18 protein-coding genes are annotated in these 20,012 nt (G+C 68.9%); 7 read left to right on the top strand and 11 right to left on the bottom strand.

Translation table 11 applies throughout. The features are described 5' to 3' along the window. Window positions 1–22 precede the first annotated feature (22 nt). The 3 genes from DMH01_RS37295 to DMH01_RS37305 all read right to left on the bottom strand — a co-directional run bounded on the left by DMH01_RS37295 (window position 23) and on the right by DMH01_RS37305 (window position 2,910). On the bottom strand, window positions 23–1,012 hold the full coding sequence (locus DMH01_RS37295) for an alpha/beta fold hydrolase (RefSeq protein ID WP_125683275.1): 990 nt from the start codon (window positions 1,010–1,012) through the stop codon (window positions 23–25). Window positions 1,013–1,076: 64 nt separating this feature from the next. Next, window positions 1,077–2,054: a GlxA family transcriptional regulator gene (locus tag DMH01_RS37300; protein WP_125683277.1), complete on the bottom strand. Its 978-nt coding sequence runs from the start codon at window positions 2,052–2,054 to the stop codon at window positions 1,077–1,079. A gap of 40 nt (window positions 2,055–2,094) precedes the next feature. Then, on the bottom strand, window positions 2,095–2,910 hold the full coding sequence (locus tag DMH01_RS37305) for a helix-turn-helix transcriptional regulator (RefSeq protein WP_125683279.1): 816 nt from the start codon (window positions 2,908–2,910) through the stop codon (window positions 2,095–2,097). A 108-nt stretch (window positions 2,911–3,018) separates the two neighbouring features. Between DMH01_RS37305 and DMH01_RS37310 the strand changes: the two genes are divergently transcribed. Beyond that, complete coding sequence (locus DMH01_RS37310; protein ID WP_125683281.1) at window positions 3,019–4,668, top strand: AMP-binding protein; 1,650 nt, start codon at window positions 3,019–3,021, stop codon at window positions 4,666–4,668. Here DMH01_RS37310 and DMH01_RS37315 read toward each other — a convergent pair. Then, complete coding sequence (locus DMH01_RS37315; protein ID WP_125683283.1) at window positions 4,625–6,694, bottom strand: AMP-binding protein; 2,070 nt, start codon at window positions 6,692–6,694, stop codon at window positions 4,625–4,627. The genes DMH01_RS37310 and DMH01_RS37315 overlap by 44 nt on opposite strands. 245 nt (window positions 6,695–6,939) lie before the next feature. Between DMH01_RS37315 and DMH01_RS37320 the strand changes: the two genes are divergently transcribed. After that, complete coding sequence (locus DMH01_RS37320; protein ID WP_199745764.1) at window positions 6,940–7,680, top strand: flavin reductase family protein; 741 nt, start codon at window positions 6,940–6,942, stop codon at window positions 7,678–7,680. Here DMH01_RS37320 and DMH01_RS37325 read toward each other — a convergent pair. Next, window positions 7,629–10,166, bottom strand: coding sequence for a P-loop NTPase fold protein (locus tag DMH01_RS37325; RefSeq protein WP_125683285.1), 2,538 nt, complete (start codon window positions 10,164–10,166; stop codon window positions 7,629–7,631). The two genes, DMH01_RS37320 and DMH01_RS37325, sit on opposite strands and share 52 nt — an antisense overlap. 106 nt (window positions 10,167–10,272) lie before the next feature. On the opposite strand from DMH01_RS37325, the gene DMH01_RS37330 reads away from it, so the two are divergent. Further along, complete coding sequence (locus DMH01_RS37330) at window positions 10,273–11,523, top strand: MFS transporter (protein WP_125683287.1); 1,251 nt, start codon at window positions 10,273–10,275, stop codon at window positions 11,521–11,523. On the opposite strand, the gene folE is transcribed toward DMH01_RS37330, so the two are convergent. Next, the gene (gene folE, locus DMH01_RS37335; RefSeq protein ID WP_125683289.1) at window positions 11,513–12,109 is read right to left on the bottom strand and encodes a GTP cyclohydrolase I FolE; all 597 of its coding nucleotides are present in this window, start codon (window positions 12,107–12,109) and stop codon (window positions 11,513–11,515) included. The two genes, DMH01_RS37330 and folE, sit on opposite strands and share 11 nt — an antisense overlap. 134 nt (window positions 12,110–12,243) lie before the next feature. Here folE and DMH01_RS37340 point away from each other — a divergent pair, with 134 nt between their 5' ends. Further along, on the top strand, window positions 12,244–12,960 hold the full coding sequence (locus DMH01_RS37340) for a metalloregulator ArsR/SmtB family transcription factor (RefSeq protein ID WP_125683391.1): 717 nt from the start codon (window positions 12,244–12,246) through the stop codon (window positions 12,958–12,960). 5 nt (window positions 12,961–12,965) lie between these two features. On the opposite strand, the gene DMH01_RS37345 is transcribed toward DMH01_RS37340, so the two are convergent. Both DMH01_RS37345 and DMH01_RS37350 read right to left on the bottom strand, forming a co-directional pair. Next, complete coding sequence (locus tag DMH01_RS37345; RefSeq protein ID WP_125683291.1) at window positions 12,966–13,418, bottom strand: carboxymuconolactone decarboxylase family protein; 453 nt, start codon at window positions 13,416–13,418, stop codon at window positions 12,966–12,968. Between the two features lie 81 nt (window positions 13,419–13,499). After that, window positions 13,500–14,876, bottom strand: a complete 1,377-nt coding sequence (locus tag DMH01_RS37350) for a cytochrome P450 (RefSeq protein WP_125683293.1) — start codon at window positions 14,874–14,876, stop codon at window positions 13,500–13,502. 91 nt (window positions 14,877–14,967) lie between these two features. On the opposite strand from DMH01_RS37350, the gene DMH01_RS37355 reads away from it, so the two are divergent. Then, on the top strand, window positions 14,968–15,564 hold the full coding sequence (locus tag DMH01_RS37355; protein ID WP_125683295.1) for a TetR/AcrR family transcriptional regulator: 597 nt from the start codon (window positions 14,968–14,970) through the stop codon (window positions 15,562–15,564). On the opposite strand, the gene DMH01_RS37360 is transcribed toward DMH01_RS37355, so the two are convergent. Continuing rightward, window positions 15,482–16,276, bottom strand: a complete 795-nt coding sequence (locus DMH01_RS37360) for a glycosyltransferase (RefSeq protein ID WP_125683297.1) — start codon at window positions 16,274–16,276, stop codon at window positions 15,482–15,484. The two genes, DMH01_RS37355 and DMH01_RS37360, sit on opposite strands and share 83 nt — an antisense overlap. A gap of 2 nt (window positions 16,277–16,278) precedes the next feature. Beyond that, window positions 16,279–16,908 (bottom strand): class I SAM-dependent methyltransferase, encoded by a 630-nt coding sequence (locus DMH01_RS37365; RefSeq protein WP_125683299.1) that lies wholly within the window; start codon window positions 16,906–16,908, stop codon window positions 16,279–16,281. A gap of 124 nt (window positions 16,909–17,032) precedes the next feature. Here DMH01_RS37365 and DMH01_RS37370 point away from each other — a divergent pair, with 124 nt between their 5' ends. Next, window positions 17,033–17,377: an MmcQ/YjbR family DNA-binding protein gene (locus DMH01_RS37370; RefSeq protein ID WP_125683301.1), complete on the top strand. Its 345-nt coding sequence runs from the start codon at window positions 17,033–17,035 to the stop codon at window positions 17,375–17,377. A gap of 1,196 nt (window positions 17,378–18,573) precedes the next feature. Here the strand turns inward: DMH01_RS37370 and DMH01_RS37375 are convergent. Next, window positions 18,574–19,815 (bottom strand): HNH endonuclease signature motif containing protein, encoded by a 1,242-nt coding sequence (locus DMH01_RS37375; protein ID WP_125683303.1) that lies wholly within the window; start codon window positions 19,813–19,815, stop codon window positions 18,574–18,576. 102 nt (window positions 19,816–19,917) lie between these two features. Here DMH01_RS37375 and DMH01_RS43760 point away from each other — a divergent pair. Then, on the top strand, window positions 19,918–20,012 hold a 95-nt coding region (locus DMH01_RS43760; RefSeq protein ID WP_370323353.1), incomplete at its 3' end, for a helix-turn-helix domain-containing protein.

Genomic DNA, 20,012 nt, shown 5'->3' on the forward strand with positions numbered 1-20,012 from the left:
TGACCCATTCGGGTTATAGGCCTCACCCGAGGAAGGTCCGTAGTTCGTCGATGACCGTCCGCGGCTGCTCCTCCGCGACGAAGTGCCCGGAGCCGGAAACCTTCCGCACCCGGACGTCGACCGCCTTCGACGGCAGGACCGCGGCGAGGTAGTCGTAGTTGAACTCCGAGCCCAGCCCCAGCATCGGGGCGGTGATCTTCTCGTAGGCCTGCTGATCCTCGATATCCGTGCCGAACGCCTGGTACCAGCCGTTCCCCGCGCGGATCGCGTCCGGGCGGTCGTACGCGGCGGCGTAGATCGCCCGGTCCCTGGCCCCGATCGAGGCCGGATCGGCCGCGAGATGGTCGAACATCCAGTCGACGAGAAAGCGCGACCGGCCGGCCAGCAGCTGTTCGGGCAGGGTCGCGACCTGGTTGAACGCGAACCACCAGACGTTCACCGGCTGCCCGGGCGGAGCCAGCATGGGGAGCTGGTACAGGCTTTCGTCCGGGTGTGAGACGTCCATGAGCGTGACGGTCTTCGTCGCCTCGGGGTGGTTGGCGGCGAAGGCGAACGCGACCATGGCGCCGATGTCGTGCCCGGCGATATGCGCCTGCCGGAGGCCCAGTGTGCGCAGGAGTTCGAAGATGTCGCGGGCCATCGTCTTCTTGTCGTACCCGCCTCCGGGTTTGCCCGAACCGCCCATGCCCCGCAGGTCGACGGCGATGACGCGGTACCGCTTCGCCAGCTCCGGCATGACCTTGCGGTACTGCCACCAGGTCTCGGGCCAGCCCGGCAGCAGGATCAGCGGCTCGCCGCGGCCGCCGGCGACGTAGTGCAGCCGGACCCCGTTGACGTGGGCGTATTCGCTGCGGAACCCGCCGGAAAGGGAGCGGGCGAGTGCCGCGTCGTCGGGAGTGCCGGACTGGCCGGCCTCGGCGATGCCACCCGAGGCCACCAGCGCGGCCGCGGCCCCCGCGCCGAGGGTGAGCATGGACCGGCGGTTGAGGAAGGAACGGCTGTCTTCGGTCATGTTCCGATCGTGGCCGGACCGGGGCGCCTGCCGTGAGCGGTGTTTTCGCCAAACGAGGTTCGTTTCAGGACAGGATGGGTTCGGGCACGCCCAGCCTGGTCCCGAACGTCTCCCGGTAGGACACCGGCGTGACCCCGACCTGCCGCCGGAAATGCGGGCGGAGCGCGGCGGACGAGGAGAACCCGCAATACCTGGCGATCTCGTCGACCGGGAGATCGGTGGATTCGAGCAGCTGCTGCGCGCGGATGACGCGCTGGTGGGTGAGCCACGTGCCGGGCGCGGCACCGGTGATCTCGCGGAACCGGCGATCGTAGTTGCGCCTGCTCATATGCGCCCGCCTGGCGAGTTCGTCGACCGGGAGCGCCGTGTCCAGCCGGGTCAGCGCCCAGGCCATCGTCTCCGATACCGGATCGCCGTCGTCGAGTTCCGGCATCGGCGACTCGATGTACTGAGCCTGCCCGCCGGGCCGGTGCGGCGGGACGACCATGCCTTTCGCCAGCCGGTTCGCCACCTCGGCGCCGCACCACGAGCGGATCAGGTGCAGGCCGAGGTCCATGCCCGCCGCGCCGCCGCCCGCGGTCAGGATGTCGCCGTCGTCGATGTAGAGCACCGATTCGTCGAGGAGGACGGCCGGGAACCGGGCCGCGAGCAGCGGGGCCATCGCCCAGTGCGTGGTCGCGGGGCGGCCGTCGAGCAGCCCGGCAGCGGCCAGGACGAAGGCACCGCTGCACAGTCCGGCCACCCGGGCTCCGCGGTCGTGTGCCGCGCGGAGTGCCTCCAGCGCGGCTTCCGGCGGATCCTCCATGGGCGACCGCCAGTTCGGGACCAGCACCAGGTCCGCGTCCCGGACCGCGCCGAGGTCTTCGGGGACCGGCACGGTCAGCCCGCCGCCGCGCAGCGCGGTGTCCGGTTCGCCGCCGACGACCTTGAGTTCGAGGTCGGGCAGCTCCCCGAAGGCCGAAGCCATCTCGAACACGCCGAACGCGAAGGACATCGCGCCGAGCGACGCCCCGTTGAAGACCACCACGGCCAGCCGTCTCATGGGCCGATCCTAGGGACTCCTGACCTGCTGTGGAGCTATTTCAGGGGAGCAGGCCGAGCCGCCGGGCGTGCGTGACGGCCTGCAACCGGGAGGTCGCATCGAGTTTGCGCATCGCGTCCCGCAGGTAACTCTTGACCGTCTCCACGGTCAGCCCGAGCCGGTGCGCGATCTCGGCGTTCGTCAGGCCGAGTGCGACGAGCGCGACGGTGTCCAGTTCCCTCGGCGCCAGGCGCACCACGGGCGAAGCGGCGCCGGTCAGGCTGTCGCACACCGCGTCGAAGCGGTCACGAAGAACGCCGTCGGTGATCTGGCCGGAGAGCGCCCGGAGCTCGCCGTAGACCTCGCGCAGCCGTTCACGCGGCGCGGCCTCCTCGCGATGCTCCGCCAGGGGCTGTGCCTCCGCCAGCCGCTTCTCGATCTCGTCCTCGACGGCCAACGTCTGTTCGAGATCGCGCGCGGCGTGCAGGGCGGCGGTGATCGTCCGGTCGGAAAGGACTGCCTCGTCGCGCAGGCCGCCGTAAAGGACGGCGCGGACACGGCGGCGTACGACGACAGGGATCGCGACCACCGAGTGGATGCCCTCGTCGCGGACCGGCTCGTCGTAGTCGTGACTGATCGTGGTGGCGCGGTGATAGTCGTTGGCGACCACCGGCCGGGTCAGCGCGAGGGCCTTGCCGCCGAGACCGCAGCCGGCGCGGACGGACAGGCCGTTGAGTGCGGTGCCGCGGTTGCCCAGGAACGCGGTCAGCCGCATCCGCGGCGAGGCGCCGGCGACCCCGGCGAAGCCGACCGGCAGGCCGGTGTCCCGGCGCAGGTCCGAGACCGCGCCGAGGAGCTGGGCATCGTCGACCGGCATCGGCTCACCCTCCTCGGTGATCCCCCTCGATCGGGGGTGGTGGACGGATCGGGCCCGCCCGCACGATTTCCGGAACTGTACGCCTTCGCCAACGTCCCGGGAGAAACGATGACCGAAGCTCACGTCCGGCGGTTACTCGAGGTCTACGACGACGAGCGGGCCTGCGCGGCGACGCTGTTGTGCGACCGGCATCCGGCGGAGGCGGTCGCGTTCACCGTGGTCGAAGCGGATCTGACCAGCCACGATCTCACCTACGGCGAGCTGCGCGAGCAGTCGGAACGCTTCGCCGGGGCACTGGCAGGCCTCGGGGTCGGGCCGGGGGACCGGGTGGCGACGCTGATGGGCAAGTCGGCGGAATTGGTCGTGGCGCTGCTGGCGATCTGGCGGCTGGGCGCGGTGCACGTCCCGTTGTTCACGGCGTTCGCGCCGCCCGCCATCGCGCTGCGGGTCACCGGCAACGGCACGAAGGTCGTCATCGCCGACGCCGGTCAGCGCGCGAAGCTGACGCCGTCCGCCGACCTGCCGGACGACCCTGCGCGGCGGATCGTGGTCGTCGGGGACGGCGAGGCCGGCGATCTGTCGTTCCGGGAGATGCTGGCCGGCGCCGCGCCGCTGCCGGGAGCCGTGGTGACCGGTGGGTCCGGCGTCCTGGTCGAGCTGTTCACCTCCGGGACCACGGGAACACCCAAGGCCGTCCCGATTCCTCTTCGTGCGCTCGCGGGTTTCCAGGCGTACCAGGACTTCGCGCTCGACGTCCGCGCCGACGACGTCTTCTGGAACGCCGCCGACCCCGGCTGGGCCTACGGCCTGTACTACGCGATCATGACGCCGATGGCGACCGGCAGGCGGAGTCTGTTGCTGCACGCGGGTTTCTCCGCCGAACTGACGTGGGCGGTGCTGGAGCGGTTCGGTGTCACCAACTTCGCCGCCGCCCCGACGGTGTATCGCGCGCTCCGGAACTCGGCCGCCCCGGTGCCGGACGGCCTCCGTCTGCGGCACTGCTCTTCGGCAGGGGAACCGCTGACCCCGGACGTCCTGGAGTGGGCGTCGTCGAAGCTCGGCGTCGGCGTTTACGACCACTATGGACAGACGGAACTCGGCATGGTGGTGGGCAACGCGTGGCATCCGGACCTCCGCTCGGAGGTCAAGCCCGGCTCGATGGGGCGTGTTCTGCCGGGCTTCGCGGTGGAGGTCCTCCGCGAGGACGCCGACGTTGTCGCCGAACCGGGGGAACGCGGACGCGTCGCCGTGGATCTCCCGGCGAGCCCGTTGGTGTGGTTCCGGGGTTACCGCGACGCGCCGGAGCGCACCGCCGCGCGCTTCAGTCCCGACGGCCGCTGGTACTACACCGGCGACGTGGCCGCCAAGGACGCCGACGGTTACTTGACCTTCGCCTCGCGGGACGACGACGTCATCCTGATGGCGGGCTACCGTATCGGTCCGTTCGACGTGGAAAGCGTTCTGCAGCAGCACTCCGCCGTGGCCGAATGCGCCGTCGTCGGTGTCCCGGACGCGCTGCGCGGCGAGGTGGTCGTGGCGTACGTGGTGGCGCGGGACGGCGTCTCCGCCGGCACCGAGCTGGTGACCGAGTTGCAGCAGCTGGTGAAGACGCGATTCGCCGCGCACGCCTACCCGCGTGAGATCCACTTCGTGCCGGAGCTGCCCAAGACGCCCAGCGGGAAGATCCAGCGGTTTCTCCTGCGGGAGCGGCACGCTACTGGTCGATCGGCCAGGTCTCGTCCCGCAGCAACCGCTTGAGCACCTTGCCGGTCGCGTTCCGGGGCAGTTCCTCGACGAAGTACACGTCCCGCGGCACCGCGAAGCGGGCCAGCCGGTGGTGGATGTAGGCGCGGACGTCGTCCGCGCTCATGCGGGCACCGCGTTTCGGCACGATGTACGCCGCGAACCGTTGCCCGAACTCGCGATCCGGCACGCCGATCACCGCGGCTTCGTGGACGCCGGGCAGGGCGACGATGGCCTCTTCGACCGGACGAGGGGACACGTTCTCCCCACCGGACACGATCATCTCGTCCGCCCGGCCGGTGACGAAGAGCCGTCCGGCGGCGTCCTGGTAGCCGACGTCGCCGGTCGCCATCAGGTTCTCCGCGCGAGGCACGCTGGCGCCGTCGGTGTAGCCCTCGAAAAGCATGTCGTTGCCGACGAAGATCTGTCCTTCCCAGCCCGGCGGGACACGATTGTGGTCGTCGTCGAGGATGGCGACGCGGGTGCCGGGCGGGCAACGGCCGGCGGTGGTCGGCGCGGCGCGCAAATCCTCGGGCGTGGCGATGCTGGCCCACGAAACCTCGGTGGAGCCGTAGAAGTTGTAGAGCACGTCGCCGAAGGTGTCCATGAACTCGGTGACGATCGTGCCGGGCAGCGCGGATCCGCTGCTGGCGACGATCCGCAGCGACGACAGATCGTAGCGGGCGCGGATCCGTTCCGGCAGATCGAGGATGCGCTGCAACATGATGGGCACGGCGAACAGCACACCGCAGCGGTGTTCGGCGATGGTCCGCAATATCTCCTCGGCGTCGAACCGCCGGATCAGCGACAAGGACGCGCGCACGGCCATCCCGATCTGCATCCCGGCGAGCCCCCAGCTGTGGAACAGCGGTGCGGCCACCACGAACCGGTCTCCGGAGTGGAGCGGGATGCGGTCGAGCATGGCGGCCGACGTCGACAATCCCTTCGGCGTCGGACGGCGCGCGCCTTTGGGGGTTCCCGTGGTGCCCGACGTGAGGACGACGAGCCGCCCGATCCGGTCCACCGGTTTGAGTTTCGTCGCGGGCACCCCGGCGATCAGCTGATCGATGGTCGGGTAGCCGTTCTCGGTCTCCGGCCAGGTGGACAGCCGCAGGAAATCGCCGGGGATACCGGCGATGACGGGAGCGAACTCGTCGTCGGCGAGCACCGCGACCGGTTTGTGCAGTCCGATCACGTCCGCGACCGCGCCGGCGGAAAGCCCGGTGTTGAGCAGGATCGCGTCCACCCCGAGTTTGCTGCACGCGATCAGCGACTCGACCATCGCGGCGTGGTTGCGGCACAACAAGGCGATCCGGTCGCGGGCGCCCACTCCGCGGGCCGCGAGCGCGTTCGCGAGCTGGTTGCTGCGATCGGCCGTCTGCTTGAACGTCCGGACGTTGCGTTCGTCGTGCAGCGCCACGTCATCGGGCACGCGGGCGGCGTTGGCCGAGTAACCGCCGGCGACGGTGGCGCCCCATTGCGACAACGAGGTGAGCTGCCGGGCGATCTTGTCCGGGCGCGCGGCCGCGAGCACCCCGGCCTTGATCAGCGTGCTCGCCGTGTGGAGGGTGGTGGCCTTGGTGTGCGCCGGTTCCTCCTGGGGCGACGCCGCCCGGCCCGAAAGGTGCAGATCGATCCGGCGTGCCATCGCGCGGACGGCGCGTTTGAAGGACGCGGCGGACACCAGACCGGCGTGCGGTGCCGGAAGCATCAGCTGGGCGGTGAGTTCCGTGCCGCCGTCGGGAGCCTGCCGCAGCTCGACGGAGACCCAGATTCCGTCGTTCTCGACGCCGCACCACACGACGTGCTCACCCGGCCGCCAGACGCGGGCCTCGATGTCGCCGACGACGAGTGTTCCCGGCCGCGGCTCCAACCGGACGAGGCATTTCGGGCCGCGCCCGCGTTCGGCGGGGCGCTGGATCTCGCACCAGCTGATCTCCGCGACGAACCTCGAGTAGGACTCGGGATCGCCGATCACTTCCCAAACCTGGCCGGGGGAGTGCCCGAGAATCGAGCTCGCCTGGACCACATCGTCTCGCATGCGATTCGCCTCACCACGCGCGTTCGGGTGTTGACCGGGCCGCTGCCGGCGCCTCCTTCGTCGTTCAAGTTCGGCGAACCTACCAGCAATCGGCCGTACGCAGTACTCCGAACGACCGCGTGCCCAGGAGAGCCACCTCGGAAAGGGTAAGTGCTCCGGCGGCGCGAAGCCGTCCGCCGACGGTGTCGATCGCGACGTCCGATTCTCGCCGGTCTCCGGCGCGCTCGACGGCGAAGCTGGCGAACGTGACAGCTACTACGACGGCGGCCGAGGCCGCGCACACCCGTATCGAGCCGGGAATCCTCTACTTCGGCACCCCGGTGGTGCTCCTTTCGACGGTCGACCAGGCGGGTACCCCGAACCTGGCCCCGATGTCGTCGGCGTTCTGGCTCGGCTGGCGGGGCATGCTCGGACTGGGCGCGAAAGCGAAGACGGCGCAGAATCTCATGCGCAGCCGTGAATGTGTTCTGAATCTCCCTTCCGACGCGATGGCGGCCGCCGTCGACAGGCTGGCGCTGACCACCGGGTCGGATCCCGTCCCGGCCCGCAAGTACGAACGCGGCTACCGGCACGAACCGGACAAGTTCGCCCGCGCCGGGCTCACCCCGGTCCCCTCGGAGACGGTCCGGCCGCCGCGCGTCGCGGAATGCCCGGTGACGATGGAGGCCGTCGTCGAGGCCGTCCACCCGCTCGCGGAGGACGACCCGAAACAACGCGGCGGCGTCCTCGTGTTCGAGGTCCGCGTGCGGCGCGTCCACGTCCACGACGACGTGCGGATGCCGGGTACCGACGACCGGATCGACCCCGACCGGTGGCGGCCGCTGATCATGAGCTTCCAGAAGCTCTACGGCCTCGGCCCGCAGGTCCATCCGTCGACACTGGCGCGGATCCCGGAGCGGCTCTACCGGGGGCCCGACATCGAACGGTCGCGGGATCAGTCGTCGCGGGCGAACGAGAACCGGTTCACCAACGGCAGCCAGCGCTGATAGGACGCGGCCAGCAGTGGCCACCCTTCGCCGGACAGGCCGCGTTCGAGCTTCGGCCGCAGTTCGTGGTCGTTCAGCGACGACACGATTTCGAGGGCGCTGTCGTCGGGGCCCGTTCCGTCGAGGTTCGCGAACCACGCGACGGCCTCCGGATGGCCGACGTGGATCGCGAGCAGGACCAGCACCGCGCGGAACGGGGCCTCGCGGTCACCGTCGGCGAGGAATCCGGCCAGTTCCTCACCGGCGAACCGCGCCCGCAGGAGGCGGTAGAGGTTCAGCAGTCTCTTCGCGGCCCGCGGGGACCGGATGAGCGGGGCCAGCGTCGGCAGGAAGTCGAGTTCCGCCTGTGAAATCACCAGCCGAGGAGGTCGGACGTCTATTGTGGACTGTGCGGACGACGGTTCCGGTGCTTCCGCGCGAGGAGGCGAAGCGACCGCGGCCGGGGGAGGACGGTCGCCGGTGGCCGGATCCGTTCCGGCGGGGGCCGTCGCCGGAGTGGTATCGGGGACCTCGGTGTCGGCGAGCCCGCGCACGAGCCCCGCGAACCCTGGATCGTCCATGGGGGACAGCGTGAACGGCACCTGGAAGATCTTCTCGAGGTAGCTCTCGGCGAAGGATTCGGGGTCGTCGCCGAGCATCTCCTCGTAGTGCTGCTCGACGGCCTTCTTGAGCCAGCGGGAGTCGACGCCCACCACGACGACGAACACCGGCAGCGCCAGCAGGAGGTGGATGGCTTCGAGGACCTGGACGACGACCCTCGGCGGGCAGCGGTCGAGGTCGTCGATGTACAGCACGGTCCGTTCGATCTTCCCCGAACCGTGCGGTACCTCGGCGAGCATGGTCGCGAACGTCTCGAGATCCTTGCGCAGCAAGGAGACCACGCCCAGATGCTCGACGTAGTCCGAAACCCGGGACTCGGCGAACGACACGAGGTCCAGCCCGGGCGCGAGTTCGGTGACCGCCTTTTCGAGCCGGTCGGATTCGGCGTCCAGCTCGGCGAGGCGCCGCTCGGTCTCTTCGTCCTCTTCGGACGGTCCGCCGAGCTTGTCGAGCGCCTGGTGGATCCGGTCCGCGCTGGCGCGCATCCGCAGGACGACGGTCAGCGCGGAACTCACCACCGTGAGCCCGCCGAGCACTCCGGACACCTGTGACCGGCCGACGAGCAGCGTGACCACCAGGACCGTCACCAGCCCGCCGATCAGCACCAGCAGCGGAACCGGATCCTGCCGCAGCCGTCGCCAGAATTCGGCGACGTCCGAACGCAGCCCGCCGGTTTCCTGCGCCAGCCGTTCGAGGTCTTCGGCGGTCGGCCGGTCGACACCGATCCTGGACGCGATCCACGCCTTGTCCGCCTCGGTGAGGCTGTCGAAGACCGCGCGGACGTACTCGCGCGGCTTCCGCCGCCTCCGGCTCGCCTGCTTCTGGCTGGCTGTCAGGGTTCTGCGTTCGAGGCGGACCGCACTGAGCCTGCCGAGCAGCGTCTTCTCGGTCTTGCGGCGTTCGGCGAGCAGATCGGCCTGGCGCTGAAGGTCGTTCTCGGCGCCGCTCGCGGCGAGGTTGTCGAAGATATGGGTGGCGAGGCTGGCGAGGAGGTTCGCTTCGCTGTAGTGCCAGGCGTTGAAGCTGATCTGGCGGACACTCGAACAGTAGGAGGACACGGACTTCCCGTGCGCGTCCGCCTCGGTCTCGGCCGCCCGCGCGGAATCGGCGAGTTCGCGGACGCGCAGTTGCATCTGGCGCATGAAGAAGCTCTTGCCCGAACCCCAGCTGCCGAACAGGCCGATCGACAGGGGCGGGGTGATCATCCGGGAGACCACCAGGTCGGCGAGCATGCGCACGTCGGGCCCGATGCCGAGGCGGTCGACGCCGTCGTCGGTGTCGGGCCGGTAATCGGCGAGGTGCGTGGGGAAGGGGTCCGGATCCTTGACCTCGGAACCGGCGGGCTTGCGCGCGACGGCGATCTCGTCGACCGTGCGGATCGGCCCCGACGCGGGGAACATCGCCTTGGCTCCCTCGCGTTCGGCGGCGGAGAGGTCCGGGCCGATATGGAGAACGGTCGGCCCGAGGCGATCGATCGCCGCACGCAGTTCGGGGTGGTCGTATTGGCTTTCACCGACCAGCCCCAGGAGCCGGCGCCGAGGATCCTTGTCCAGCCACTTGGCCACCGCGGCGGGGTCGCGGCCGAGGGTTTGGGGCAGTTTCCGGTCGAGCCAGAGCACTGCCCGGCCGTCGCGCCGGTCGGTCACGAGGTCGTCGAGCTCCGGCTCGACGACCAGTTCCGCTCCGGCATACGTCATCGTCAAGGCTTCCAAGGCCGATCGCCTCGCACCCGAGTAGACCTCGTGGACGAGGAGGGTGAACGGCGTGGTCTCGAGCGCCGACCTGAGCGGGGCGTCGATGTCCCTGGGCAGGTAAGCCCCCAGTTTCTCGCCTGGAGCCTTGTTCATCAGCAGAATCGACGGATCGACGTCGCGCACCAGCACCATCCGTGCTCCCCTCCCCAGGCCGAACGGAAGGGCAGTCTAGGGGGCAGGCGCTCAGCTGTGGGTGAAACTCCGCATCCGTTCGGTCACCGGTCGCTACGTTGATCTCATGACGGGGGAGCGGCTCGACGGCAGGTACGTGAAGCTCTGGGCGGCGAGTACGACGTCCGCGCTGGGCAGCGGTCTCGCGACGGTGGCGGCGCCGTTGCTGATCGCGTCCCGCACCGACGAACCGCTCGTGGTCTCGGGCGGGTTCGCGGTGGCGTGGCTGCCTTGGCTGCTGTTCTCGCTGCCGGGCGGAGTGCTGGTCGACCGGGTGGACCGGCGCAAGCTGATGATCACCCTCGACTGGATCCGCGTACCCGCCGTCGCGCTGCTGGCCGTCGCGATCTCGACGGGGGACGTCAGCATCGCCTTGCTGTACGCCGTCCTCTTCGTGATCAACGCGAGCGAGGTCGTGTTCCGGACGGCGGGCGGGGCGATGCTGCCCTCGATCGTCCCGAAAGCGTTGCTGGAGCGGGCGAACGGGCGGCTGTACGCCGGAACGACGCTGACCCACGGCATGCTCTCGGGGCCGCTGAGCGGATTCCTGTTCGGCGTCGCGGCGAGCATCCCGTTCTACGTCAACGCCGGCACGTACGCGGTCAGCGCCCTGCTGCTCGGGCTGATCTCCGGTGCCTACCGGTCACGGCCCGGCGACGACACCGGCGCGCCGGTCGCGCGCCGGTCGATGCGGTCGGAGGTGGCCGAGGGGTTCCGCTGGCTCGCCGGTCAGCGTCTGCTGCGGACCATGATCGGGTTGATCGGGATGCTGAACCTGACGCTCGTCGCGGCCACCTCGGTCCTGGTGCTGCTCGCGAAGGAACGGCTCCAGCTGGGTTCGGTCGGCTACGGTCTGCTCTTCACCTGCATGGCGGTGGGCGGGCTGCTCGGCTCGGTCTTGGGCGACCGGCTGATCGCCTGGTGCACGCCGACGTGGACGTTGCGGATCGGGCTGCTCATCGAGGCCGGGACCCACCTGGTGCTCGCGACGAGCACGAGCGCGCCGGTGGTCGGGGTGATCCTGTTCCTCTTCGGGGTACACGGCGCACTGTGGGGAATCGTCGGCAGTTCCCTGCGCCAGCGGCTCACCCCGCCCGACATGCTGGGCCGGGTCGGCAGCACCAGCCTGTTCATCATCGCGGGCGGCAACTGCGTCGGTGCGGTGCTCGGCGGGGCGGTGGCGTCGAAGTTCGGGCTGACGACGCCGTACTGGGCCGGTTTCGTGGTGGCCGTGATCGTTTCCGCGCTCACTTGGCGGGTGTTCGACCGCGAGGTCGTCTCCGCGGCCTACGCGCAAGAACCCACTGTCAGCCGTTGATCCCGGTGAGCGCGAAGAACTCCTGGCGCGAACGAGCGTCTTCACGCAGCGTGCCGAGCAGGGTCGAGGTGACGGTGCTCGACCCGACGGCCTGGACCCCGCGCAACGTCATGCACGAGTGCTCCGCTTCGATCACCACGCCGACACCACGCGGTTCGAGCTGCTCTTCGAGCCAGTCGGCGACCTGCTTCGTGAGCCGTTCCTGAACCTGCGGACGGCAGGCGAAGTGCTCGACGATCCTGGCCAGCTTGGACAGGCCGAGGATCCGCTCTCCCGGCAGATAGCCGACGTGCGCGACTCCGACGAACGGCAGCAGGTGGTGTTCGCAGACGGATCGGACCGGGATCCCCCTGGCGAGGACGAGTTCGTCGTAGCCCTCGTCGTTGGGGAAGGTCGTGAGATCGAACGGCCGCGGGGTGAACAGCTCGGCGTACGCGCGCGCCATCCGGCCCGGCGTGCCGCGGAGGCTCTCGGAGTCCAGCGGAATGCCCAGTGCGGTGAGGAGATCGGCGGCCGCGGCTTCGGCCGCCACCAGGTCCGGCCCCGGCCCGGATTCGTGCACGACGCGCAAGGCGGGAGTGGACATTGGGCCTCCTAGGCTGAGCGCGATCCCCAGTGTATTAAACCAAGACTTTTGGGTGTTTTGCCACCCGGTGGCTCATCCTACATGGTAGATCGGCAGTCCAGAATGTTCCGCCGGTTGAGATAGGCGATATCGTGGTGAACGTGACAGTGCCAGACCAGGACGGCTTCGATACCCCCGCCATCGCCGCGGTGGCGGCGCTCGACGACGACCTCCGTCGCGGCATGTACGCCTACGCCCGGCGCGCGAGGCGCCCTGTCACGCGGGACGAGGCGGCCGCGGCGGTCGGGATCTCCCGTAAGCTCGCCGCCTTCCATCTCGACAAGCTCGTGGCGGCCGGGCTGCTCAGATTCGGCTTCGCGGCCGGTCCGGTGGTGAAGGTGGGGCGCAGGCCGAAGGTCTACGAGCCCGTCGACGAGGCCATCCAGGTGCAGCTTCCCGCCCGGCGTCACGAGATCCTGGCGGGCATTCTCGCCGAGGCCGTGCTCGCCGAGGGGAGCGGTGAGACCGCGAGGGAAGCCGTGCTGCGAGTCGCGGGGGAGCGCGGTTTCACGGCGGGCGAAGAAGAACGAGCGCGAACACGTCCCGGCAGGCTCGGCACCGAACGAGCGCTCACCGTGGCCGAAGGAGTGCTTCGCCGCTACGGCTTCGAGCCGAGCCGGGACAGCAGGACCTGCGTCCGGCTGCGGAACTGCCCGTTCCATCCGCTGGCCGCGGAAGCCCCGGAGCTGGTCTGCGGGATCAATCAGGCCTTCCTCGCCGGTTTCCTGAACGGCGTGCGCGCCGGGAACGTGGAGGCGGCCCTCGTTCCCGGCGCGGCCGAGTGTTGTGTGGAGTTACGGCAGGCCGAATAGGTCGATCAGGCGGCGCCGGCGATCTGCCGGGTGGCGACGTTGAGCCGGTTCCAGGTGTTGATGGCGGCGATGGACAGGACCAGGCTCGAGAGCTGCTTTTCGTCGTAGTGGCGAGCCGCTTCGTTCCAGACCTCGTCGTCGACCGGGTCGGCCCGGTCCGCGACGCGGGTGATGGCCTCGGCCAGCGCGAGCGCCGCCCGTTCCGCGTCGGTGAAGTAGGCCGTGTCGCGCCACGCCGCCACGGTGAAGATCCGCTCGTCGGATTCGCCCGCCTTGCGCAGTTCCTTGGTGTGCATCTCCAGGCAGCCGCTGCATCCGTTGATCTGGCTCGCGCGGACGTGCATGAGGTAGTGCGTGGTCTTCGGGACGCCGGTGTCGCCAGTCGACTCCGCCAGCGCGATCAAGGCCTTGAGGGTGGCGGGGTTCGCGAGGGCGGGGTTCGGAATGCGAGTTTCCATGGTGGTTCTCCTTCAGGGTTTCCGTCTTGCTTTCACCGCACTGACGGATCCCCGAGCGGAGATGTGACCGGGACTGAAATCCTAGGCGGACACCGTCGCCCAGTCGCGGAGCGAGACCCGCAGTTTGAAGCCCTCCGGCTTGAGGGTCAGCAACTCCTGCACCTTCAGCCGATAGGACGGGTCACCGCGCAGTTCGTACCGGCTCAGCAGCATGCCGAGCACCAGCGTCGCCTCGTGCAGGGCGAACTGCCGCCCGATGCAGGCCCGCTCGCCGGTGCCGAAGGGTTTGTAGACGTGGGCAGGGCGGGCACGGTTGCGTTCGGGGGAGAAGCGGTCCGGGTCGAACGACTCGGGATCGTCTCCCCAGACGGGGTCGCGGTGCAGCGCCGGGATGAGGACCAGCGCCCACTGTCCCTTCCGCATCGGATACTCGCCGCCGACGACGGTGTCCACCTGGGCCTGGCGCGCGAACGCGGGCGCCGTCGGCCAGAGCCGGAGCGCTTCGTCGAGCACTCGCCGGACGTAGCGGAGCTTCGCGACTTCCTCGTAGGAAGGATCCGGGTTCTCGCCCCAGACTTTGTCCACTTCGGACTGAGCGCGGGCCAGGACGTCCGGATTCCCGGCGAGGTAGTAGAGCGCGAACGACAGTGCGCCCGACGTGGTTTCGTGTCCGGCCACGAGGAACGTGATGATCTGGTGCCGGATGTTGTCCTCGTCCAGCGCTTCACCGGTGCTCGGCTGCGTGGTGTTCAGCATGAGGCCGAGCAGGTCTTCGGTGCTCGGGTCGTTCCGGCGCGCCTCGATGACGTCGGCGACGACCGAGTGGAGGAACGCCAGGTCGGCTTCGTTGCGCTGATTCGCCTTGCGGCTGAGGAGCGGGCCGATGACCGGCGGCTGGATCGCCCTTCGCTGCGCGTGCCGCAGCGTGCGGACCATCGCGGCGACGAACGGATGCGGCTCGGCGCGTTCGAACGAGGAGAAGCTGTAACCGAATCCGGTCCGGCCGATGGTCTCCAGCGTCAGCTTGGTCATGTCGTCCGCGACGTCGACCTCGCCACCGCTGTCCCACGTGTCCAGCAACTCGCGGGTGATCGCCAGCATCGTCGGGTGGTAGCGCTGCATGGCGTTGCGGCTGAACGCGGGCGCGAGGATCTCGTGCGCGCGCCGCCAGTTCGGCTCTTCGTTGTGGGCGGTGAACAGGCCGTCCCCGCCGAGCGGGCGCAGGTTCGAGATCGCGGGCGTGACGTGCTTCGCGAAACGCTTCTCGTCGGAGAGGTCGGCGACCATCTCGGCGCCGTTGACGAACACGATGCTCCGGCCGAACACCTTGCGCTCGAAGACCGGGCCCAGTTCGGCCGCGTGGCGCATCGAGTCCTGGACCGGCGTCTTCGGCGACACGCCGAGCACGTCGCCGATCAGCGGGATCCGTCGCGGGGGATGGGGGAGAGCGGTGGCCATCGAGCCCCTCCAGGGTGAGCGCTGTTGAACCGGTATCCAATAGCGAGCGTGGCCTGTTACTGAACCGGTGTCAAGTAAGTACGATGCGCGGATGGCGCCGAGTACTTCCGGGAAGCCCCGCAGCAGGCTGAGCACCGCCGAGCGGCGGGAACAGCTGCTGCGGATCGGCGCCCGCCTGTTCGCGGAGCGGCCCTACGACGACGTGTGGATCGAGCAGGTCGCGGACATCGCCGAGGTGTCCCGGGGGCTGCTGTACCACTACTTCCCGACGAAACGGGACTTCGTCACCGAGGTCGTCAAGGCGCAGGGTGAACGCCTGCTCGAGATGACCAAGTCCGATCCCACGCTTCCGGTCGCGGAGCAGTTGACGGCCGGACTCGACGCGTATCTGCGCTACGTCGAGGCCAACGAGGACGGCTACCGGGCACTGCACTCGGGCACGTCGATCGCCGTCGACGGCGTGCGTGAAGTCCTGGACAACAACTTCGCCGAGCAGGGACGCAGGATCCTCGAGGTGCTGTGCCCGGACGGTGAGCCGCCGGAGACCCTGCGCGTGCTCGTCCGCGGCTGGCTGGCGTTCGTCGTCGCGGTCTGCCTCGACTGGCTCAAGTACCGGAAGCTGACCCGGGACGAGATCCGGGATCTGTGCGCGAAGGCGTTGCTCGACATCGTCGACGTGCCAACATGACCTCGGCGCGTTCCTCGATCAGCTTCATCCGAGCGAGCCGCTCGCCGTCGTCGTTGTGCGCCGCGGACCGGGTGACCTGGCCGGCCCACTTCCGGTAGAACATCCCGCACGTGGAGACGAAGTAGCCGTCGGAGCAGGCGTTGGCGGCGAGGATCAGTCCGGTGTCCTCCGACGCGGGCAGCGCCATCCAGCCGCCCAGCTCCAGCAGCAGGTCGCGGCGGATGCACAGCGTCCCGGCCACCACCGACGACACGTAACCGTTGCGCTGCCAGTGGCGCAGGATCGCGCCGCGTTCGATCCGTCCCTCCTCGGGATCGCTGCCGACGCCTGCCGTGGTCCCATCGGGAAGGAGGTCGAGGACCCGGCACGTCGTCCAGCCGATCTCGGGATCCTCCAGCGCCGCGATGTCTCTTGCGAGCGCGCCAGGTGCCAGGAGGTCGTCCGCGTCGAGTGCCTTGATCAGCTCGCCGCAGGAGCGGGACAACGCCATCATCCGCGCGACTCCGGGGCCGCCGCGGCGCCCCGAGCCGGGCAGCACGCGCTCGTCGGCGAGGAGGACGCCGTCGAGCAGACCGGTCTCGCCGTCCTCCTGCACCAGCCATTCCCAGGTCCAGCCCGGCGGGAGTTCCTGCGCGGCGAGGGATTCGTACGCCTCGGTCAAGTACAGCAGGCTCGGCGGGTGGACCGGGGTGATCACGCTGACGACCGGCATGCTCACTCCGGACGGCGGGCGAGGATCAGCAGATGCTCCTCCGGCGGTGTGCCCGGCTCGTCCGCGGTGAAGAGCTCCGAATGGGTTCCGGTGACCTCCAGCCCGGCCGCCTCGACCCGCCGGACGAGGTCGCCCGGGGCGAAACTGGTCACGCGGAAGGTGCGGCCGAAGAACTCCGCCGGCACCTCCTCGGCGTCACGCGGAACGGTGACCAGCGCGAAGAGCCCACCCGGCACCAGCCAGCGCGCGATGTTCGCGAGCACGGCCTCGGTGTCCTTGCGCGGCATCTGGAGGAAGGGGAAGAAGGCGCAGACGGCCTCCCACGACTCGGGCGGCGAGGTCCATTCCCGCACGTCGCCGTGGACGAAGGTGGCGGCGGGAACCTGCTCGCGGGCGAGATCGATCATCACCGGCGACACGTCGAGCCCGGTCACCCGATGGCCGGCGGAGGACAGGTCCTCGGCCACCGGCCTGCCGGTTCCGCTGCCGATGTCGAGCACCCTCGACGACGGCGGCAGGCTGTCCAGCAGATGCCGCAGGGCCCTGTCGACCACCGGCGCCCGTCCGAAGACGTCGTCGTAAGCGGAACCGATGGCGTCGAACAACTCTGCCGCCGTGACCGGTCGGTCCATTGCGCAGCTCCCCGGATCGAGTGGATCTCCCTCCGGCGAATCTACCGAGAGACGTCCTCAAAGGAAGGGTCCACCCGGGCCCTTAGACTGAAGCCGACGGAGTCACTGGGGTTTGGGGTTCAAGATGAGCGTGTCGAGTGACGAGTTCCACCGGATGCTGAAGTCGCTCGCCGACGTCGAGCGATCCGACGCGAAGGAGTGGGAGTCGTTCAGCGTGCGCGGAAAGCGCTTCGGCTACTACTGGCCGAGGACCCAGACCGTCGGCCTGAAGCAGACGCTCTCGGAACAGGAAGCCCTCGTGGCCGAGCGGCCCGACGTCTTCGAGGTGCAGTTCACGGCAGGGGGATTCGGCTGGGTGGTCGTGTACCTCGATGGCATCGAATCCGACGAGCTGAACGAATTGGTCTACGAGGCGTGGCGGCTGTCCGCTCCCGAAGAACTGGTCGATCAGGTTCCGCCGCCCTGCTGAGCGTTACCGCATTCGTGTGTTGACGCGCGTCACCTTTTTCGCGGGGAACATTTTCCGAGTCCTGGCGTTGTAGAGGGTGTCGATACGGATGGTGCCCCCGGGCCTCACCCTTCGCCTTCATGGAATACCGGTTCGGCCGGAGCCATGTCGTGCCTTTCGCCGAGAGGCGGCCCACCGTATCGGCCTTGACTCCCGCTTCCGCTCGCAGGTGACCCCCAGGCCTTCGCTGAGCGGGAGCGGGTCTTTTTGTCCGACCGGCTTTCGGGTTGACGCACGTCACTTGCCAGCGGGGAACGTTTTCGAGTGTCGGCGCGTTATATGAATTGTTGACTCCCGCCTCCGCTCGCAGGTAACCCCCAGGCCTTCGCAGAGCGGGGGCGGGTCTTTTTCGTACATTCGAGTGTAGACGCGGGTCACATCGATTCGGGAACGGTGCCGGGGAACATTTCGAACGGTGGTGCGTTGTAGAGAGTGTCGGTACGGATGGTGCCCCCGGGCCTCAACCCTCGCCTTCACGGAATACCGGTTCGGCCGGAGCCGTGTCGAGCCACTCGCCGAGAGGCGGCCCCCGTACCGGCCACAAACTCCCGCTTCCTGCTCGCAGGAACCCCCAGCCTTCGCTGAGCGGAAGCGGGACCTTTCTTTCCAGCCCGTCGCCGGTTTGTTTCTGGTCCGAATCGTTCTCGGGCGCCAGCGGCCGGTGGTCCGTGAAGGCCTCCTTGCCTACCCTGAGGGTAGTGAAGGGGCCCTTCGCCACGTGCTCGCTTTGTTGGAGCCCGAACTCTCGTAATCGGGCACCGATCTCACGGGTTCGTCGGGGTGTCGCCGGTGAGGCTGGCGGGCTCCTCGGGTTCAGCGGTGGTGGAGGGTGTGCACGAGAGTGCGATACCCGCTGGTTCCGGGCAGGCGATCATGCGCTCGCATTTCCTCCGCAGATCGGCCTGGCCGTAGTCCGCGGTCAGAGGCGCCTTGCCCGCAGGGTTCTTTCGGGGTTGCGCGGATGGCAGAGGGCGCCTGTGGTTGGTTACGCCACGGCCATGATCGGCCCTCTCGTACGGGACTGTGTGGATTTCGGGACGTTGGATGACCCGAAATCCACACAGTCGTGCATGACCGGTCCGGTCACGCACGTTCGAGCCAGGACTGCGGGCATGGCGAGGGGCCCGTCGCCGGTGTGGCTGGCGGGCTCCTCGGGTTCAGCGGTGGTGGAGGGTGTTGCGTCGGGGTTGTCGGAGCGGATCTCGGTATTGCGGCGGGATGAACTCCGGTAACCCATCGGCCGCCATCCGCACTTCCCAGTCACCGTGATGAATCAACCGGTGATGAAAACCGCATACCAGCACCAGATTCCGGAGATCCGTCGGGCCGCCGTCTGCCCAGTGATGAATGTGATGGGCGTGACAGTTCTTGGGTTTGCGATGACAGCCCGGGAACGCGCAGCCCCCGTCCCGGATGTTCAATGCACGTCGCTGGCCGGGGGTGACGAACCGCCGCAGTCGCCCCACATCCAAGGGCTCACCCACGGCGCTCATCACGACCGGCAACATCAGACAGTCGCAGGCGGCCAGCCGTGCTTCGCGGGCGGTCATCGTGCCGACGAAGTCCAGGCACGCGGTGCCGAGACCGGATTTGAGTTCGTCGAGTCCGATGGTGACATGCAGCAAGGTGCGGTAGCCGCTGGTGCCCGGCTGATCCGGGCACGCGATCGCCAGATCCAGGATGTCGACCCACGCATCACCCATGCGCTCGCACTTCATCCGCAGATCCGCCTGCCCGAACTCGTCCACCGGCCGCGGCTGGGCATAGGCCTCCAGGGCGGCGGCGGTGCGGGCACCGGTCTCGTCATCAAGGAGCCCGGTGAGTTTCCAGAAGCCGTCTTTGCGGCGTTCCAGGGTGATTTCCCGGCGCGGCTCGGCAGGTTCGGGATCCTTGGGTTCGTTGCCGTCGGGGTCGAGCAAGGCGAGGAGGTTCGCTTCAGCCTCGGCGAGTTGCCGGGGACCGGCACTCGGGGCGAGATCGGCGAGGATCTTCTCGGCGTTGACGCGGTCTTCGGCGGGGAGCTTCTTCAAGATCTCCAGGATCTGGTCGATCCGCTCATCCCCGACCAAACCTTCCGCGGCGACCGCGGCAGTAGCCGGTGCGACAGCAGGAACCTCGGTGCCGTCCAAGGCGCGGGTCGGGTTCAGGGCGATCGCCCGCTTCACCACCGGACCAGCTTCACCACGCGACAACCCCGCCACATCCGCAAACCACGCAGCAGTAGACCCATACCCATACAAGTCCTTGACACCCCGAGACTCGATCTCCGCCAAAAACCGCCCCAACCCGGCAGTGGCCATCCGAATCACCTGCAAGGACTGCTGCACGCCATGCGCAAGCTCCAGCTTGCCGGCACGCCACAACTCCTGCGGCAACTCGGGAAGGAAAGTCTCGGACACCCCTCAAGCTCGGGCTCAGATGGTCAGTGCACCGGCCGGGGATAATGATCGTTCTGGGTAGCGAGGGGGTGTTTCGTGTCGCGTGGTGTGCCGTTGCGTTCGGTGGAGCGTGAGTTGATCGCGTTCGGGTTGAGGCAGGGGAAGTCGTTTCGGGAGATTGGGGCCTGGATTGGGCGGGATCATTCGGTGGTGTCCCG

The sequence above is a fragment of the Amycolatopsis sp. WAC 04182 genome (assembly GCF_003947465.1).
GTDB lineage: Bacteria > Actinomycetota > Actinomycetes > Mycobacteriales > Pseudonocardiaceae > Amycolatopsis.

Excerpts from the sequence above, each read along its gene's own strand:
- DMH01_RS37295 (WP_125683275.1), bottom strand. The coding sequence starts at position 1,012 with ATGACCGAAGACAGCCGTTCCTTCCTCAACCGCCGGTCCATGCTCACC.
- DMH01_RS37300 (WP_125683277.1), bottom strand. The coding sequence starts at position 2,054 with ATGAGACGGCTGGCCGTGGTGGTCTTCAACGGGGCGTCGCTCGGCGCG.
- DMH01_RS37305 (WP_125683279.1), bottom strand. The coding sequence starts at position 2,910 with ATGCCGGTCGACGATGCCCAGCTCCTCGGCGCGGTCTCGGACCTGCGC.
- DMH01_RS37310 (WP_125683281.1), top strand. The coding sequence starts at position 3,019 with ATGACCGAAGCTCACGTCCGGCGGTTACTCGAGGTCTACGACGACGAG.
- DMH01_RS37315 (WP_125683283.1), bottom strand. The coding sequence starts at position 6,694 with ATGCGAGACGATGTGGTCCAGGCGAGCTCGATTCTCGGGCACTCCCCC.
- DMH01_RS37325 (WP_125683285.1), bottom strand. The coding sequence starts at position 10,166 with ATGGTGCTGGTGCGCGACGTCGATCCGTCGATTCTGCTGATGAACAAG.
- DMH01_RS37330 (WP_125683287.1), top strand. The coding sequence starts at position 10,273 with ATGACGGGGGAGCGGCTCGACGGCAGGTACGTGAAGCTCTGGGCGGCG.
- folE (WP_125683289.1), bottom strand. The coding sequence starts at position 12,109 with ATGTCCACTCCCGCCTTGCGCGTCGTGCACGAATCCGGGCCGGGGCCG.
- DMH01_RS37345 (WP_125683291.1), bottom strand. The coding sequence starts at position 13,418 with ATGGAAACTCGCATTCCGAACCCCGCCCTCGCGAACCCCGCCACCCTC.
- DMH01_RS37350 (WP_125683293.1), bottom strand. The coding sequence starts at position 14,876 with ATGGCCACCGCTCTCCCCCATCCCCCGCGACGGATCCCGCTGATCGGC.
- DMH01_RS37355 (WP_125683295.1), top strand. The coding sequence starts at position 14,968 with ATGGCGCCGAGTACTTCCGGGAAGCCCCGCAGCAGGCTGAGCACCGCC.
- DMH01_RS37360 (WP_125683297.1), bottom strand. The coding sequence starts at position 16,276 with ATGCCGGTCGTCAGCGTGATCACCCCGGTCCACCCGCCGAGCCTGCTG.
- DMH01_RS37365 (WP_125683299.1), bottom strand. The coding sequence starts at position 16,908 with ATGGACCGACCGGTCACGGCGGCAGAGTTGTTCGACGCCATCGGTTCC.
- DMH01_RS37370 (WP_125683301.1), top strand. The coding sequence starts at position 17,033 with ATGAGCGTGTCGAGTGACGAGTTCCACCGGATGCTGAAGTCGCTCGCC.